This is a genomic window from Stenotrophomonas sp. (genome assembly GCF_032103445.1).
GTDB lineage: Bacteria > Pseudomonadota > Gammaproteobacteria > Xanthomonadales > Xanthomonadaceae > Stenotrophomonas.
In genome coordinates this window covers 115,903-131,184 of sequence record NZ_DAMDFR010000005.1, presented here as the reverse complement: position 1 = coordinate 131,184, position 15,282 = coordinate 115,903, and the positions used below count along the sequence as shown (strand labels likewise).

Below are 15,282 nucleotides of genomic sequence, written 5' to 3'. Positions count from 1 at the left end.
CGCGGTGGCGGCCAGCTACACCGGCACCGCCGCGCTGGAAGCGCGCGCCGAGTCGCAGGTGGTGGCCAAGACCTCCGGCGTGGCGCTGGCGGTGCTGGTCGAGGAAGGCCAGCAGGTCCGCGCCGGCCAGCCGCTGGTGCGCCTGGACCCGGACCGCGCACGCCTCGCGGTGGCGCAGAGCGAAGCGCAGATGCGCAAGCTGGAGAACAACTACCAGCGCGCGCAGAAGTTGATCGGCCAGCAGATGGTCAGTGCCGCCGACGTCGACCAGATCCGCTTCGACCTGGAAAACGCGCGCGCCCAGTACCGGCTGGCCACGCTGGAGCTGTCCTACACCACGGTGGTGGCCCCGATCTCCGGCGTGATCGCCTCGCGCTCGATCAAGACCGGCAACTTCGTGCAGATCAACACACCGATCTTCCGCATCGTCGACAACTCGCGGCTGGAAGCCACGCTCAACGTGCCCGAACGCGAACTGGCCACGCTGCGGCCGGGCCAGCCGGTGACCCTGGTCGCCGATGCGCTGCCCGGCAAGTCGTTCCCCGGCACCGTGGACCGCATCGCACCGGTGGTGGACGCCGGCAGCGGCACCTTCCGCGTGGTCAGCGGCTTCGGCGAAGACGCGGCCGGCCTGCAGCCGGGCATGTTCGGCCGCATCCGCATCGACTACGACCAGCGCGCCGACGCACTGGTGGTGCCGCGCCTGGCCCTGCTCGACGATGGCGACCCGGCCGTGTTCCGGGTGCGCGACGGCAAGGTCGCACGCGTGCCGGTCAAGGTCGGTTACGCCGAAGGTCCGTGGGTGGAAATCCGCGAAGGCCTGGCGGTGGGCGACAAGGTGGTGACCGCCGGCAAGGTGGCACTGCGTGACGGCACCGCGGTGCAGGTGATCGGTGAGAAGCCGGCCGCCACCGTGGCCAAGGCCGCGCCGAAGAAGGCGGAGAACCGTCAATGAGTTCGCCCGGGCATGACCACGGCAGTGAACCGCACCCGGCCGATGAGGGCCGGGGCACCGGCGGCGGCCTGGTGGAATTCGCCACCCGCCGCCGCGTCACCATCTTCATGTGCATGCTCACCCTGGTGCTGTTCGGCCTGATCGCGCTGGGCAACCTCAAGGTCAACCTGCTGCCGGACCTGAGCTATCCGACCCTGACGGTGCGCACCGAGTACACCGGTGCCGCCCCGACTGAAATTGAAACCCTGATCACCGAACCGGTTGAAGAAGCCGTGGGCGTGGTCAAGAACCTGCGCAAGCTGAAGTCGGTCTCGCGCACCGGTCAGAGTGACGTGGTGCTGGAGTTCGCGTGGGGCACCAACATGGACCAGGCCAGCCTGGAGGTGCGCGACAAGATGGAAGCGCTGAACCTGCCACTGGAGGCCAAGGCCCCGGTGCTGCTGCGCTTCAATCCGTCCACCGAGCCGATCATGCGCCTGGTGATCGCGGCAAAGACCGACCCGGCCACGGATGCCGACGCGGTGCGCCAGCTGACCGCGCTGCGTCGCTATGCCGATGAAGACCTGAAGAAGAAGCTGGAACCGGTGGCCGGCGTGGCGGCGGTGAAGGTGGGCGGTGGTCTGGAAGACGAGATCCAGGTCGACATCGACCAGCAGAAGCTGGCCCAGCTCAACCTGCCGATCGACAACGTGATCAAGCGGCTAAAGGAAGAGAACATCAACATTTCCGGCGGCCGTCTGGAGGAGGGCTCGCAGCGCTTCCTGGTGCGCACGGTGAACCAGTTTGCCGACCTGGAAGACATCCGCAACCTGCTGGTGACCACCCAGAGCAGCACCGGCAGCGCTGCCGATGCGGCCATGCAGCAGATGTTCGCGATTGCCGCGTCCACCGGTTCGGATGCGGCGATTGCCGCCGCCTCGGCCGCACAGAGCGCGTCCAGCAGCAGTTCCACCAACATCGCCAATGGCGTGCCGGTGCGGCTGAAAGACGTCGCCACCGTGCGCCAGGGCTTCAAGGAGCGCGAAGCGATCATCCGCCTGGGCGGTCGCGAGGCGGTGGAACTGGCGATCTACAAGGAAGGCGATGCCAACACCGTGGCCACGGCGGCCGCGCTGCGCACGCGCCTGGAGCAGATCAAGGCGCAGATTCCCGGCGATGCCGAGCTGACCACGATTGAAGACCAGTCGCGCTTCATCGAACACGCGATCAGCGACGTCAAAAAGGACGCCGTGATCGGCGGCCTGCTCGCGATCCTGATCATCTTCCTGTTCCTGCGCGATGGCTGGAGCACGTTCGTGATCAGCCTGTCGCTGCCGGTCTCGATCATCACCACGTTCTTCTTCATGGGCCAGCTCGGCCTGAGCCTGAACGTGATGTCGCTGGGCGGGCTGGCGCTGGCCACCGGCCTGGTGGTGGACGACTCCATCGTGGTGCTGGAAAGCATCGCCAAGGCGCGTGAGCGCGGCCTCGGCATTCTGCAGGCGGCCATCACCGGCACCCGCGAAGTGAGCATGGCCGTGGTCGCCTCCACCCTGACCACCATCGCGGTGTTCCTGCCGCTGGTGTTCGTGGACGGCATCGCCGGCCAGCTGTTCCGCGACCAGGCGCTGACCGTGGCGATTGCGATTGCGATCTCGCTGCTGGTGGCGATGACCCTGATCCCGATGCTGAGCTCGCTGAAGGGCCGCCCGCCGCTGGCGTTCCCGGAAGAAGCCCCGCACGGCACGTGGCAACCGCAGAGCCGCTGGCTGAAGCCGGTGGCCGGCAGCCGCCGCGGGCTGGGCGCGCTGGTGCGCTGGAGTGTGTTCGGCGTGGCCTGGGTGATCGTCAAAGTGTGGCGCGGCCTGACCGCCGTGGTGGGTCCGGTGATGCGCAAAGCCAGCGACGTGGCGATGAAGCCCTATGCCGGTGCCGAGCGTGGTTATCTGAAGCTGCTGCCCAGCGCCCTGGCGCACCCCGGCAAGGTATTGGGCCTCGCCGCGCTGGCCTTCGTCGCAACGCTGGCGATGGTGCCGATGCTGGGCGCGGACCTGATTCCGCAGCTGGCCCAGGACCGCTTCGAAATGACCGCCAAGCTGCCGGCCGGTACGCCGCTGAAGCAGACCGACGCGCTGGTGCGTGAGCTGCAGCTGGCGCATGCCAAGGACGAAAGCATCGCGTCGCTGTACGGCGTGAGCGGCAGCGGCACGCGGCTGGATGCGAATCCCACCGAGAGTGGCGAGAACATCGGCAAGCTGACCGTGGTGATGGCCGGCGGTGGCAGTGCAAAGACCGAAGCGGAGATCACCGAGCGCCTGCGTGCCTCGATGCAGGGCCACCCCGGTGTGCAGGTCGACTTCGCCCGCCCGGCCTTGTTCAGCTTCTCCACGCCGCTGGAAGTGGAACTGCGTGGCCAGGACATGGCCACGCTGGAGCGCGCGGGCCAGGCCCTGGCCGCGATGCTGCGCGACAACCCGCACTACGCCGACGTCAAATCCACGGTGGAAGAAGGCTTCCCGGAAATCCAGATCCGCTTCGACCAGGAACGCGCCGGTGCGCTGGGCCTGACCACCCGCCAGATCGCCGACGTGGTGGTCAAGAAGGTGCGCGGCGACGTGGCCACGCGTTACAGCTTCCGCGATCGCAAGATCGACGTGCTGGTGCGTGCCCAGGAAGGCGACCGCGCCAGCGTGGAGAGCATCCGCCGGCTGATCGTCAATCCGGGCAGTGCACGTCCGGTCACCTTGGACGCGGTAGCGGAGGTGATCGCGACCAACGGTCCCAGTGAGATCCATCGCGCCGACCAGACCCGCGTTGCCGTGGTGTCGGCCAACCTGCGCGACATCGACCTGGGCGGTGCGGTGCGGGAAGTGCAGGCGATGGTGGCTGAGCAGCCGCTGGGTGCCGGCGTCGGCATGCACATCGGCGGGCAGGGCGAAGAGCTCGCCGAATCGGCACGCTCGCTGATCTTCGCCTTCGGCCTGGCGATCTTCCTGGTGTATCTGGTGATGGCCTCGCAGTTCGAATCGCTGCTGCACCCGTTCGTCATCCTGTTCACCATTCCGCTGGCCCTGGTGGGCGCGATCCTGGCGCTGATGCTGACCGGCAAGCCGATCTCGGTGGTGGTGTTCATCGGCTTGATCCTGCTGGTGGGACTGGTGACCAAGAACGCGATCATCCTGATCGACAAGGTCAACCAGCTGCGCGAGGCCGGTGTGGCCAAGCACGAAGCCTTGGTGGAAGGGGCACGCTCGCGTCTGCGCCCGATCATCATGACCACGTTGTGCACGCTGTTCGGCTTCCTGCCGCTGGCCGTGGCGATGGGCGAGGGCGCGGAAGTGCGTTCGCCGATGGCGATTACCGTGATCGGCGGCCTGCTGGTGTCCACCCTGCTGACCCTGCTGGTGATTCCGGTGGTGTATGACCTGCTGGACCGTCGCGGTGATGCCTATTACCGCGAACGCGGTCGCCAGCATGCGCAGGCGGCCGAAGGCCCGATCAGCGGCGGCAACGCCCAGGAGCCGGCATGAGCGTCGCCGAGTTCTCCATCCGCCGTCCCATCACCACCATCATGTGCTTCGTCTCACTGGTGGTGGTGGGGCTGATCGCGGCGTTCCGGCTGCCGCTGGAGGCGCTGCCGGACATTTCCGCGCCGTTCCTGTTCGTGCAGGTGCCGTACACCGGCTCGACCCCGGAAGAGGTGGAACGCACCATCATCCGCCCGACCGAGGAAGCGCTGGCGACGATGACCGGGATCAAGCGCATGCGCTCCCAGGCCACGTCGGAAGGGGCCAGCATCTTCATCGAGTTCACCGACTGGGACCGCGACATCGCCATTGCCGCGTCCGACGCGCGCGAACGCATCGATGCGATCCGTGACGACCTGCCTGACGACCTGCAGCGCTACAACGTGTTCAAGTGGTCCAGCAGCGACGAACCGGTGCTGAAGGTGCGCCTGGCCAGCAGCAGCGACCTCACCGGCGCGTACGACATGCTGGACCGCGAGTTCAAGCGACGCATCGAGCGCATTCCCGGCGTGGCCCGGGTCGAAATCTCGGGCGCGCCGCCGAACGAGGTCGAGATCGCGATCAACGCCGACCGCCTGACTGCGCACAATCTGAGCATCAACGAGCTCAACGAACGTCTGCGCACCCTGAACTTCTCGATCTCGGCCGGGCAGATCGACGACAACGGCCAGCGCGTGCGCATCCAGCCGGTGGGTGAGATCACCGATCTGCAGGAACTGCGCGATCTGGTGATCGACACCAAGGGCCTGCGCCTGGGCGACATCGCCGACATCCGGCTCAAGCCGACCCGCATGGCCTACGGCCGCCGACTGGACGGCAACCCGGCAGTCGGCCTGGACATCTACAAGGAGCGAAGCGCCAACCTGGTCGAAGTCTCGCGCGCGGCACTGGCCGAGGTGGAGGCCATCCGCAAGCAGCCGTCGATGCGTGACGTCAACATCAAGGTGATCAACAACCAGGGCAAGACGGTCACCTCGTCGCTGCTGGAACTGGCCGAAGCCGGTGCGGTCGGCCTGCTGCTGTCAGTGACAGTACTGTTCTTCTTCCTGCGCCACTGGCCGTCCACGCTGATGGTCACCCTGGCCATCCCGATCTGTTTCGTGATCACCCTCGGCTTCATGTACTTCGCCGGGGTCACCCTCAACATCCTGACCATGATGGGCCTGCTGCTGGCGGTGGGCATGCTGGTCGACAACGCCGTGGTGGTGGTGGAGAGCATCTACCAGGAACGCGAGCGCATGCCCGACCAGCCGCGGCTGGCGTCGATCATCGGCACCCGCAACGTGGCCATCGCGCTCAGCGCCGGCACCCTGTGCCACTGCATCGTGTTCGTGCCCAACCTGTTCGGTGAAACCAACAACATCAGCATCTTCATGGCGCAGATCGCGATCACCATCTCGGTGTCGCTGCTGGCCTCGTGGCTGGTGGCGGTGAGCCTGATTCCCATGCTGTCCGCACGCATGCAGACGCCGAAACTGGTGCATTCGCAGACCGGCGTGATCGCCCGGCTGCAGCGCCGCTACGCCAAGGTGCTGCAGTGGACGCTGGAGCACCGCGGCTGGAGCGTGTTCGGCATCATCATGGTGGTGCTGATCAGCCTGGTGCCGATGAAGCTGACCAAGATCGACATGTTCGGTGGTGAGGGTGGCACCGACGTGTTCATCGGCTACAACTGGAAGGGGGCGTACACCCGCGCGCAGATGTCCGATGAAGTGGCCCGGGTCGAGCAGTACCTGGACCAGAACCGCGAAAAACTGCACATCACCCAGGTGTATTCCTGGTACAGCGAGCAGGAAGGCAGCAGCACCATCGTGACCCTGGACGAGAAGCACGCCGGCAACATGGCAGCGGTGCAGGAGAGCCTGCGCAAGGGCCTGCCGCGTTCGGCGCGGGCCGACTACATCGTCGGCAACCAGGGCGGCGATGGCGGTGGTGGCGGCAACCAGGGTGTGCAGGTGCAGCTGGTGGGGGATTCCACCCAGATGCTGCAGGAGATCGGCGAGGAAGTGGTGCCGCTGCTGGCCCAGCGCAAGGAACTGCGCGACGTGCGCATCGACAATGGCGAGAAGGGCAGCGAGCTGTCCATCCATGTCGACCGCGAGCGTGCGGCCGCGTTCGGCTTCAATGCCGAGCAGGTCGCCAGCTTCGTGGGCCTCGCCCTGCGTGGTGCGCCGCTGCGCGAGTTCCGCCGCGGTGACAGCGAAGTGCCGGTGTGGGTGCGTTTCGCCGGTGCCGAGCAAAGCAGCCCGGAAGACCTGGCCAGCTACACCGTGCGTACCGGTGACGGGCGCTCGGTGCCGCTGCTGAGCCTGGTGGACGTCAGCATCAAGCCCTCGGCCACCCGCGTCGGCCGCACCAACCGGCAGACCACGCTGACCATCAAGGCCAACCTGGCCGAGAAGGTCACCGCGCCGGAAGGTCGCAAGGCGATGGAGGAAATCCTCAAGCCGATGAGCTTCCCGGCCGGCTACAGCTTCACCTTCGACGGCGGCGATTACGGCGACGACGATGAAGCCATGCAGCAGATGATGTTCAACATGCTGATCGCGCTGGTGATGATCTACGTGGTGATGGCGGCAGTGTTCGAATCGCTGCTGTTCCCGGCGGCGATCATGAGCGGCGTGCTGTTCTCGATCTTCGGGGTGTTCTGGCTGTTCTGGCTCACCGGTACCGCGTTCGGAATCATGTCCTTCATCGGCATCCTGGTGCTGATGGGCGTGGTGGTGAACAACGGCATCGTGATGATCGAGCACATCAACAACCTGCGACGGCGCGGCATGGCCCGCACGATGGCGCTGGTGGAAGGCTCACGCGAGCGCCTTCGCCCGATCATGATGACCATGGGTACGGCGATCCTGGCGATGATTCCGATCTCGCTGACCGACACCCAGCTGCTCGGTGATGGCCCGCCGTACTACCCGATGGCGCGTGCGATCGCCGGTGGGTTGGCGTTCTCCACCGTGGTCAGCCTGCTGTTCCTGCCGACCATCTACGCGATGCTCGATGACATGAGCATCGGCGTGGCCCGCATCGTGCGGCGGGCGCGGGGATTGCCGCCGAAGGGCACCCAGGAAGTCATCGAGCCGGCCTGATCACGTACCCGGTAGTGACGGCCGCTGGCCGTCAACCTCCGGATGCGTGAAGGACCACGTGGTTGCCGGCCAGCGGCCGGCACTACCGATTACGCGACCTTGTTCCACACCTGGAAGCCGGTCAGCCACAACCCCAGCATGCTGCCCAGGTTGGTCAGCATGAAGGTCAGCACTACCCGGGTCACCCGGTTCCGGTACCAGCCCTTCAGCGTCTGCGCATCATCACGCAGCTTCAGGAAGTCCTCGTACGCCGGCTTGCGCAGCCGGGTTTCCACCAGCGCGGCGAACGCACCCGTGGGAATGCTCAACCGGAATGGCTTGAACGGTGCGACCACAATGGCGGTCAGGATGCTCAGCGGGTGGCTGCCGGCCAGCAGGCAGCCCAGCCCGGCCAGGCCGCCGGTGTACAGGGCCCAGGTCGCCAGCAGTTCGGTGCCCATGCCCAGGCCGCCGCGATAGAAACCGACCGCGATGCCGGTGATCACGATGGCCAGAATGCCCAGCGTGATCCACGGAATGTTGCGCTTCGGCGGCACCGCTTCCAGCGACTCACGCAGCGCACCAGGAGCTTCGGTATCGCTTTCCAGATACTTCGCCAGCCCGGCCAGATGGCCGGCACCGACCACCGCCAGCACTTCGCGCTGGGCCGGGTCGTGGCTTTCGCGCAGGCGCGTGGCCATGTAGCGGTCGCGCTCGCCGATGATGGTTTCGTACAGCTCGGGGCTTTCGCTGGCGAACTCGCCGAAGCTGGCTTCGAGCATGTCGCCCTGCTTGAGCTTCTCGATCTCTTCTTCGCCCACGTCCTCCGACGCAAACAGGCCTGCGCCGAGACCCATCACCAGTTTGATCTTGCCGAAGAAGCCCAGCCGCTGCGAGGCGCGCTTGAAGGTCAGGCCGACTTCGCGGTCGATCAGGTGCACCGGCAGGTTGCGTTCATTGGCCAGGCCGACCGCGCGCTTGAGCTCGGCACCGGGCTCGATGCCCAGCTGTTCGGCCAGGCGGCGCTGGTAGGCGGCCAGGGCGAGGTTGGCGGCGAACAGCGCCACGCGGCCCTTGCGGATCACCTCGATCAGGTCCAGCTTGGCCAGCGCGTCGGGGTTGATCAGCGCCTGCAGGCGTTGCGGGTCCAGTTCCACGGCCACGGCGTCGAAGCGACCGCTTTCGATGGCCTTCTCGACGGCCTGCACGCTGGCCTGGGAGACGTGCGCGGTGCCCAGCAGGGTGTAGCGCACGCCATCGCGTTCGACGACCTTGACCGGTTGCCCGGCGAACAGGCTGTCGCCACTGTCTTGGGTTGTAATGTCGGTCATTGCGTCATTCATTGGAGGGGGCGCTGTCGGCACCATCGCCGAGCGCGCGCTGCATCTGCACGGTATCCAGCCAGCGGCCGTGTTTACGACCGAGGCCACGGAACACGCCGACCAGATGGAAGCCGAAGCGCTCGTGCAGTTTGATCGAGGCGGTGTTGGAAGGTTCCCCGATCACCGCCACCATCTGCCGGTAGCCGCGCGCGACGCAGGCGTCGATCAACCCCTGCATCAGCGCGGTGCCGACGCCCCGGCCCTGGAATGCGGCATCGACGTAGACCGAGTTTTCCACGGTCCACTGGTAGGCGATGCGTGCGCGGTAGGTGTTGGCGTAGGCATAGCCGGCGACCTGGCCGTCAACGATGGCGACGATGTAGGGGAAGCCCCGGCCGACGATATCGTGCATGCGCCGCTGCATCTCGGTGGCGTCGGGGACTTCGTACTCATAGGTGTTGACGAAGTCGGTGACTTCCACCGCATAGATGGCGGTGATGGCGACGATATCCTCGTCGCGGGCGTCGCGCAGGTGCACGGTCACGGGGCAGGGGTCCTGTGGGGTCAGTCGATGTAGCGCTTGAGCAGGTCGCCGTAGGCGTCGATGCGGCGGTCACGCAGGAACGGCCAGATGCGGCGCACGTGTTCGCTGCGCTGCAGGTCGACTTCGCAGACCAGCACGGTGGCATCGCCACCGGCCTCAGCGATGAACTCGCCCTGCGGACCAAGCACGTGGCTGTTGCCCCAGAACTGGATGCCGGAGGCACCGAGCGGGGAGGGTTCATGGCCGACGCGGTTGCAGCTGAGCACGGGCACGCCGTTGGCCACGGCATGGCCGCGGTGGCTGAGCACCCAGGCATCGCGCTGGCGGTTCTGTTCGTCCTGCTGGTCGTCCGGATCCCAGCCGATGGCGGTGGGGTAGAGCAGCAGTTCGGCCCCGGCCAGGGCCATCAGGCGGGCGGCTTCGGGATACCACTGGTCCCAGCAGACGAGCACGCCAAGGCGACCGACGGAGGTGTCGATGGGCTTGAAGCCGATGTCGCCGGGAGTGAAGTAGAACTTCTCATAGAAGCCCGGGTCGTCCGGAATGTGCATCTTGCGATACTTGCCGAGCAGGGTACCGTCCTTTTCGAACACCACGGCGGTGTTGTGATACAGGCCGGCGGCACGGCGCTCGAACAGCGAGCCGACGATGACCACGCCATGCTTCTTCGCCAGCGCGCCAAGGCGTTCGGTGCTGGGGCCGGGAATCGGCTCGGCCAGATCGAACTCGTCCACCGATTCATGCTGGCAGAAGTACGCGCCGTTATGCAGTTCCTGCAGCAGGACCAGCTTGGCCCCCTGCGCGGCGGCCTCAGCCACGCGCGTTTCGATCACAGCCAGGTTGGCCTCGGCATCGCCATGGTTGCGCTCCTGGACCAGGGCGACGGTAAGGGGGTGACGTGGGCTCATCCGGTGCGGGTCCTGCGGGCAGAAAAACGCAGTTTATCGCGGATGGGTCAGCGCCGCGTGTTGTCGGTTGAATGCGCGCCAACGGTTGGATTTGTGCGAACAGCCGGCGGTTCACGGTTTCCCTGGTTTGGCGGGTCGGGGCGGGCGTTCCGGGGGACGCTGCAAGTACGTCCATGTAAGCTCGATCGCCGCATCCATGCGGCTCACGCCCCCTCCAACCCACCCCGACCCGCCATCGACAGTGCGTCGGTGGCCATCGAAGATCAAAAGCACGTGGCCATGGCATTTCCCATGGCCACCGACCATGTATCGAGGGGCCGGCGGGTGGGGGGTACGGGACCGTGAAGGCACATGGATGTGCCGCCCGAGCCTAACGGGAGATTTAAGGCGTGTCCCGTACCCCCCACCCGCTGGCCCCAGACACGTAGACCAGCGGCTGAGGGCTGTTCGCCCAAAACCAAAAGCGCCGGGCAGAGCCCGGCGCTACGTAGCAACTCGAATGCCGACGAAACGTCAGCCCGCCAACACACCCGCAGGCAACTGCATGGTGATGCAGTGGAGGCTGCCGTTCTGCCAGATCAGCGAACGGCAGGGGACCTGCACGATTTCGCGGTCCGGGTAGGCCTGGGCCAGTACGTCGCGGGCGGCGTTGTCGGCTTCGTCGCCGTAGGCTGGCATCAGCACTGCGCCGTTGAGGATCAGGTAGTTCGCGTACGACGCCGCCAGACGGCGGCCTTCGTCGATCACCGGGCGTGCCCACGGCAGCGGGAACAGGCGGTACGGCTGGCCGGCGGTGGTGCGCAGTGCGGCCAGTTCGTTGCCCATCGCCTGCAGTTCGGCGTAGTGCGAATCGGTGCTGTCGTCGCAGGCCTGGTAGACGATGCTGTCCGGCGAGGCGAAGCGTGCCAGCGTGTCGATGTGCGCGTCGGTGTCGTCGCCTTCCAGGTAGCCGTGGTCCAGCCACAGCACCCGGTCCTGCGCCAGCCAGCTGGCCATGTCCGCGCTGAGCGAGGCGCGGTCACGGTCCGGGTGGCGTTCGTGCAGGCACTGCCAGGTGGTCAGCAGGGTGCCTTCACCGTCGGTTTCAATGCCGCCGCCTTCCAGCGCGAACGGAATGCTCTGCAGTTCCGCGTTGGCGAACAGGCCCTGGCCGTGCAGCACACCGACCAACTGGTCGTCCAGGCTCGCCTCGAACTTGCCGCCCCAACCGGTGAAGCGGAAATCCAGCAGGCGGAAGCCGCCGTCGGCGCGGCGCAGGGTGATCGGGCCCGAATCGCGCAGCCAGGTGTCGTCGTATTGCGCCGTGACAAACCGCACGCGTTCCATGTCGATGCGGTTCGAGCGCAGGCGCGCGTCCGCATAGGCTTCCAGGTCATCGTCGGCCACGATGATCAGCACCGGCTGGAAGCGGGTGATCGCCGCCACCAGCGCGATGTAGGTTTCTTCCACGTCCGCCAGGCGGTCAGCCCAGTCGGTATCAGCGTGGGGCCAGGCGATCAGGATGGCCGACTGGGATTCCCATTCGGCAGGAAAGCGAAGCTGTTCGTTCATGGTCTCGGTGTAGTCGCCCGCGCGTGGGCGCGGGCAGTAAAGGGTCAGCGGATCGGCGGCTTGGGACCGACTTCCTCGGCACTGGCCTTGTTGGCCACCACGTCGATCACCTTCGCCTTTTCAAAGTAGACGGTGAACTGCGGGTAGACCCAACGGTTGATGGTCGGCCACTGGCGCTTCTGGCCGCCACGCGGCTCCAGCTTTTCGCTCGGCTCGCCGAACGTGGCCAGCACCTGGCTGGCGGTCTGGCCGCGCACCGGCACCATCGCAGCAGGCTGCTCCTTGGTGCGGTCGATCAGCAGGGTGTCGGCATGGGCGCTGGCACAGGCCAGCAGGGCAAGCAACGGCAGGGTGGACAGGTAACGCTTCATCTCGATCTACTCCCCAGTGGTCAAGAACTGCGATTACAACAAAAAACGGCAATAAAAAACCGCCCGGAGGCGGTTTTTCATTCAGGTAGGCCGCGACCGGTGGCCGTGACCCGCCCAGGGCTCAGCGCTGGCGAGCCTTGAAGCGCGGGTTCGACTTGCAGATCACGAAGATCTTGCCGCGACGACGGACGACCTTGCAGTCGCGGTGACGGGACTTGGCCGACTTCAGAGAGGACAGGACTTTCATTGCATACCTCGGCGTAAACGTGGATTCAGGTGGAGCGCGGCCGCGATATGCAGATGACAATCGGCAGGTGACGCTCGTTCAAGCCCGCCATTCTACCGGCCTTTTCTCCATCCTTTCAAGTGGTTGCACCAAAAAGGTCTCGGCAGGGGTCGGGCAGGGGCTAGAATGGGGGGTCCATCACACAGGGAAACCCATGAATCCGCATCCCCCCGTGCTTACCATCGACGGTCCTTCCGGGGCCGGCAAGGGCACCGTCAGCCGCATTGTCGCACGTCGGCTGGGCTGGCATTACCTGGATTCGGGGGCGCTGTACCGCGCCGTGGGCGTGGCCGCCAGCTGGGCCGACATCGACACCTCCGATGCCTCGGCGCTGGTCCGCTGCACCTTCGATACCAAGGTCCGCTTCGTCGAAACCGCTGACGGCGCGCTGCGTGTCATGGTCAATGAGACCGATGCCACCGACGAGCTGCGCCTGGAAACCACCGGTGCGCTGGCCTCGGCCATCGCCGCCATCCCGGAGGTCCGCTCCGCGCTGAAAGAGCGCCAGCGCGCATTCAGGGTCGAGCCGGGGCTGGTCGCCGATGGCCGCGACATGGGCACGGTCATCTTCCCGGACGCCCCATTCAAGGTCTTCCTGACCGCCAGTGCCGAGGAGCGCGCCGAGCGCCGGCATAAGCAGTTGAAAGACAAGGGGGTTTCTGTTAACTTTGATGACCTCCTGCGCGAGATCATGGCCCGCGACGCCCGTGATGCCCAGCGCACCGTGGCGCCCCTGAAGCCGGCAGACGATGCCGTCGTCATCGACACCAGTGGAATCGGCATCGACGAAGTCGTTGCCAGGGTTCTGGATCTGCTTCCGGTTTCGGGTGCCTGATCCGTTGCAAGGAGGAGGCCGCCAGTGCATCGGCGGTAGTCGCACCAATGTAAAGCGTCACAAGCTCCGTCCCGCAATGATGCGTGGCGGTTTTCCTACTTAACACACGACCTGCGTTTCCGGGGTCGACCAACAGGCGGGCAGTACACGGAACCCTTGAAGGGAACCCCTGCCCATGTGTCCAACAGAGTAAATCTAATGACCGAATCATTTGCCGAACTGTTCGAAGCCAGCCAGGCCAATCTGGCCAAGCTGAAGCCGGGCGCCATCGTCACCGGTACCGTCGTGGAAGTCCGCGGCGACGTGGTGGTGATCAACGCTGGCCTGAAGTCTGAAGGCATCGTGCCGATCGAGCAGTTCCGTAACGATGCTGGCGAAATCGACGTTGCCGAAGGCGACCTGGTCAAGGTTGCCCTTGACGCGATTGAAAACGGCTTCGGTGAAACCGTCCTGTCGCGCGAGAAGGCCAAGCGCGCCATGGTGTGGGACGAGCTGGAAGAAGCTCTGGAAAAGAACGAAACCATCACCGGTCGCATCAGCGGCAAGGTCAAGGGTGGTTTCACCGTGGACATCAAGGATGTCCGCGCCTTCCTGCCGGGTTCCCTGGTCGATGTGCGCCCGGTGCGCGATCCGGCCTACCTGGAAGGCAAGGAGCTGGAATTCAAGCTCATCAAGCTGGACCGCAAGCGTAACAACGTCGTGGTGTCGCGCCGCGCTGTCGTCGAAAGCGAGCACTCGGAAGAGCGCGAGCAGCTGATGGACAAGCTGCAGGAAGGCGCCATCCTGAAGGGTGTGGTCAAGAACCTGACCGACTACGGCGCGTTCGTGGACCTGGGCGGTATCGACGGCCTGCTGCACATCACCGACATGGCATGGAAGCGCGTGCGCCATCCGTCCGAAGTCGTGAACGTCGGCGACGAGCTGGACGTGCGCGTGCTGAAGTTCGACCGCGAGCGCAACCGCGTTTCGCTGGGCCTGAAGCAGCTGGGCGAAGATCCGTGGGACAACATCGCCCGTCGTTACCCGGCCAACAGCCGCGTGTTCGGCAAGGTCTCCAACGTGACCGATTACGGCGCGTTCGTCGAGATCGAGCCGGGCGTGGAAGGCCTGGTGCACGTTTCGGAAATGGACTGGACCAACAAGAACGTCAACCCGTCCAAGGTTGTGCAGGTCGGTGACGAAGTTGAAGTGATGGTGCTGGACGTCGACGAAGAGCGTCGCCGCATCTCGCTGGGCATGAAGCAGGTTGCCGCCAATCCGTGGGAAACCTTCGCTGCCATCCACAAGAAGGGCGACAAGGTGTCGGGCCAGATCAAGTCGATCACCGACTTCGGCATCTTCATCGGCCTGGACGGCGGTATCGACGGCCTGGTGCACCTGTCCGACATCAGCTGGAACACCACCGGCGAAGACGTGGTCCGCAACTTCAAGAAGGGCGACAACCTGGACGCCGTCGTCCTGGCCGTCGATCCGGAACGCGAACGCATCAGCCTGGGCGTCAAGCAGCTGGAGCAGGATCCGTTCGGTCAGTACATGGCTGCCAACCCGAAGGGTTCGAAGGTCGAAGGCGTGGTCAAGGAAGTGGACGCCAAGGGCGCTACCATCGAACTGGCTGACGGCATCGAAGGCTATGTGTCGGCTCGCGACGTTGCCAATGAGCGCGTTGACGATGCGACCCAGTTCCTGAAGGTCGGCGACAAGGTGGAAGCCAAGTTCGTGGGCATGGACCGCAAGGGCCGTACCCTGCAGCTGTCGATCAAGGCCAAGGACGACGCCGAAATGCGCGAAGTGCTGGAGGAATACCAGTCGGCTTCGGGCGGCACCACCCAGCTGGGCGCGCTGCTGCGTGCACAGCTGAACGGTAACAAGTCCGAGTAATCGGTCTTACCCGTTGCAGTAGTTTCCTGAGCGGCCCGGACACCTGTCCGGGCCG

At 65.6% G+C, this 15,282-nt stretch carries 11 protein-coding genes; 5 read left to right on the top strand and 6 right to left on the bottom strand.

Annotated elements, in window-relative coordinates; all coding sequences use genetic code 11:
- The 3 genes from RT551_RS03745 to RT551_RS03735 all read left to right on the top strand — a co-directional run.
- Nucleotides 1–955, top strand: a 955-nt coding sequence (locus RT551_RS03745) for an efflux RND transporter periplasmic adaptor subunit (RefSeq protein ID WP_313455773.1), incomplete at its 5' end; no start/stop codon positions are given.
- Complete coding sequence (locus RT551_RS03740) at nt 952–4,464, top strand: efflux RND transporter permease subunit (RefSeq protein WP_313455772.1); 3,513 nt, start codon at nt 952–954, stop codon at nt 4,462–4,464. The genes RT551_RS03745 and RT551_RS03740, both read left to right, overlap by 4 nt.
- Nucleotides 4,461–7,553, top strand: a complete 3,093-nt coding sequence (locus RT551_RS03735; protein ID WP_313455771.1) for an efflux RND transporter permease subunit — start codon at nt 4,461–4,463, stop codon at nt 7,551–7,553. The genes RT551_RS03740 and RT551_RS03735 overlap by 4 nt, the downstream gene beginning before the upstream one ends.
- 89 nt (nt 7,554–7,642) lie before the next feature.
- Here RT551_RS03735 and RT551_RS03730 read toward each other — a convergent pair whose 3' ends face one another.
- The 6 genes from RT551_RS03730 to ykgO all read right to left on the bottom strand — a co-directional run bounded on the left by RT551_RS03730 (nt 7,643) and on the right by ykgO (nt 12,475).
- A complete protein-coding gene (locus tag RT551_RS03730; protein WP_313455770.1) occupies nt 7,643–8,863 on the bottom strand; it encodes a TraB/GumN family protein in 1,221 nt (406 codons plus the stop codon).
- A gap of 4 nt (nt 8,864–8,867) precedes the next feature.
- Nucleotides 8,868–9,398: an N-acetyltransferase family protein gene (locus RT551_RS03725; protein WP_313455768.1), complete on the bottom strand. Its 531-nt coding sequence runs from the start codon at nt 9,396–9,398 to the stop codon at nt 8,868–8,870.
- A gap of 20 nt (nt 9,399–9,418) precedes the next feature.
- Complete coding sequence (locus tag RT551_RS03720) at nt 9,419–10,306, bottom strand: carbon-nitrogen hydrolase (RefSeq protein ID WP_313455767.1); 888 nt, start codon at nt 10,304–10,306, stop codon at nt 9,419–9,421.
- A gap of 513 nt (nt 10,307–10,819) precedes the next feature.
- Nucleotides 10,820–11,857 (bottom strand): agmatine deiminase family protein, encoded by a 1,038-nt coding sequence (locus tag RT551_RS03715; RefSeq protein ID WP_313455765.1) that lies wholly within the window; start codon nt 11,855–11,857, stop codon nt 10,820–10,822.
- A gap of 44 nt (nt 11,858–11,901) precedes the next feature.
- The gene (locus RT551_RS03710) at nt 11,902–12,228 is read right to left on the bottom strand and encodes a hypothetical protein (RefSeq protein ID WP_313455764.1); all 327 of its coding nucleotides are present in this window, start codon (nt 12,226–12,228) and stop codon (nt 11,902–11,904) included.
- Nucleotides 12,229–12,349: 121 nt separating this feature from the next.
- The gene (ykgO, locus tag RT551_RS03705) at nt 12,350–12,475 is read right to left on the bottom strand and encodes a type B 50S ribosomal protein L36 (RefSeq protein WP_017355593.1); all 126 of its coding nucleotides are present in this window, start codon (nt 12,473–12,475) and stop codon (nt 12,350–12,352) included.
- Nucleotides 12,476–12,668: 193 nt separating this feature from the next.
- Between ykgO and cmk the strand changes: the two genes are divergently transcribed.
- Both cmk and rpsA read left to right on the top strand, forming a co-directional pair.
- Nucleotides 12,669–13,349, top strand: coding sequence for a (d)CMP kinase (cmk, locus tag RT551_RS03700; protein WP_125360536.1), 681 nt, complete (start codon nt 12,669–12,671; stop codon nt 13,347–13,349).
- A 198-nt stretch (nt 13,350–13,547) separates the two neighbouring features.
- Complete coding sequence (gene rpsA, locus RT551_RS03695) at nt 13,548–15,227, top strand: 30S ribosomal protein S1 (protein ID WP_313455762.1); 1,680 nt, start codon at nt 13,548–13,550, stop codon at nt 15,225–15,227.
- Nucleotides 15,228–15,282: the final 55 nt, after the last annotated feature.

Excerpts from the sequence above, each read along its gene's own strand:
- RT551_RS03740 (WP_313455772.1), top strand. The coding sequence starts at position 952 with ATGAGTTCGCCCGGGCATGACCACGGCAGTGAACCGCACCCGGCCGAT.
- RT551_RS03735 (WP_313455771.1), top strand. The coding sequence starts at position 4,461 with ATGAGCGTCGCCGAGTTCTCCATCCGCCGTCCCATCACCACCATCATG.
- RT551_RS03730 (WP_313455770.1), bottom strand. The coding sequence starts at position 8,863 with ATGACCGACATTACAACCCAAGACAGTGGCGACAGCCTGTTCGCCGGG.
- RT551_RS03720 (WP_313455767.1), bottom strand. The coding sequence starts at position 10,306 with ATGAGCCCACGTCACCCCCTTACCGTCGCCCTGGTCCAGGAGCGCAAC.
- RT551_RS03715 (WP_313455765.1), bottom strand. The coding sequence starts at position 11,857 with ATGAACGAACAGCTTCGCTTTCCTGCCGAATGGGAATCCCAGTCGGCC.
- RT551_RS03710 (WP_313455764.1), bottom strand. The coding sequence starts at position 12,228 with ATGAAGCGTTACCTGTCCACCCTGCCGTTGCTTGCCCTGCTGGCCTGT.
- ykgO (WP_017355593.1), bottom strand. The coding sequence starts at position 12,475 with ATGAAAGTCCTGTCCTCTCTGAAGTCGGCCAAGTCCCGTCACCGCGAC.
- cmk (WP_125360536.1), top strand. The coding sequence starts at position 12,669 with ATGAATCCGCATCCCCCCGTGCTTACCATCGACGGTCCTTCCGGGGCC.
- rpsA (WP_313455762.1), top strand. The coding sequence starts at position 13,548 with ATGACCGAATCATTTGCCGAACTGTTCGAAGCCAGCCAGGCCAATCTG.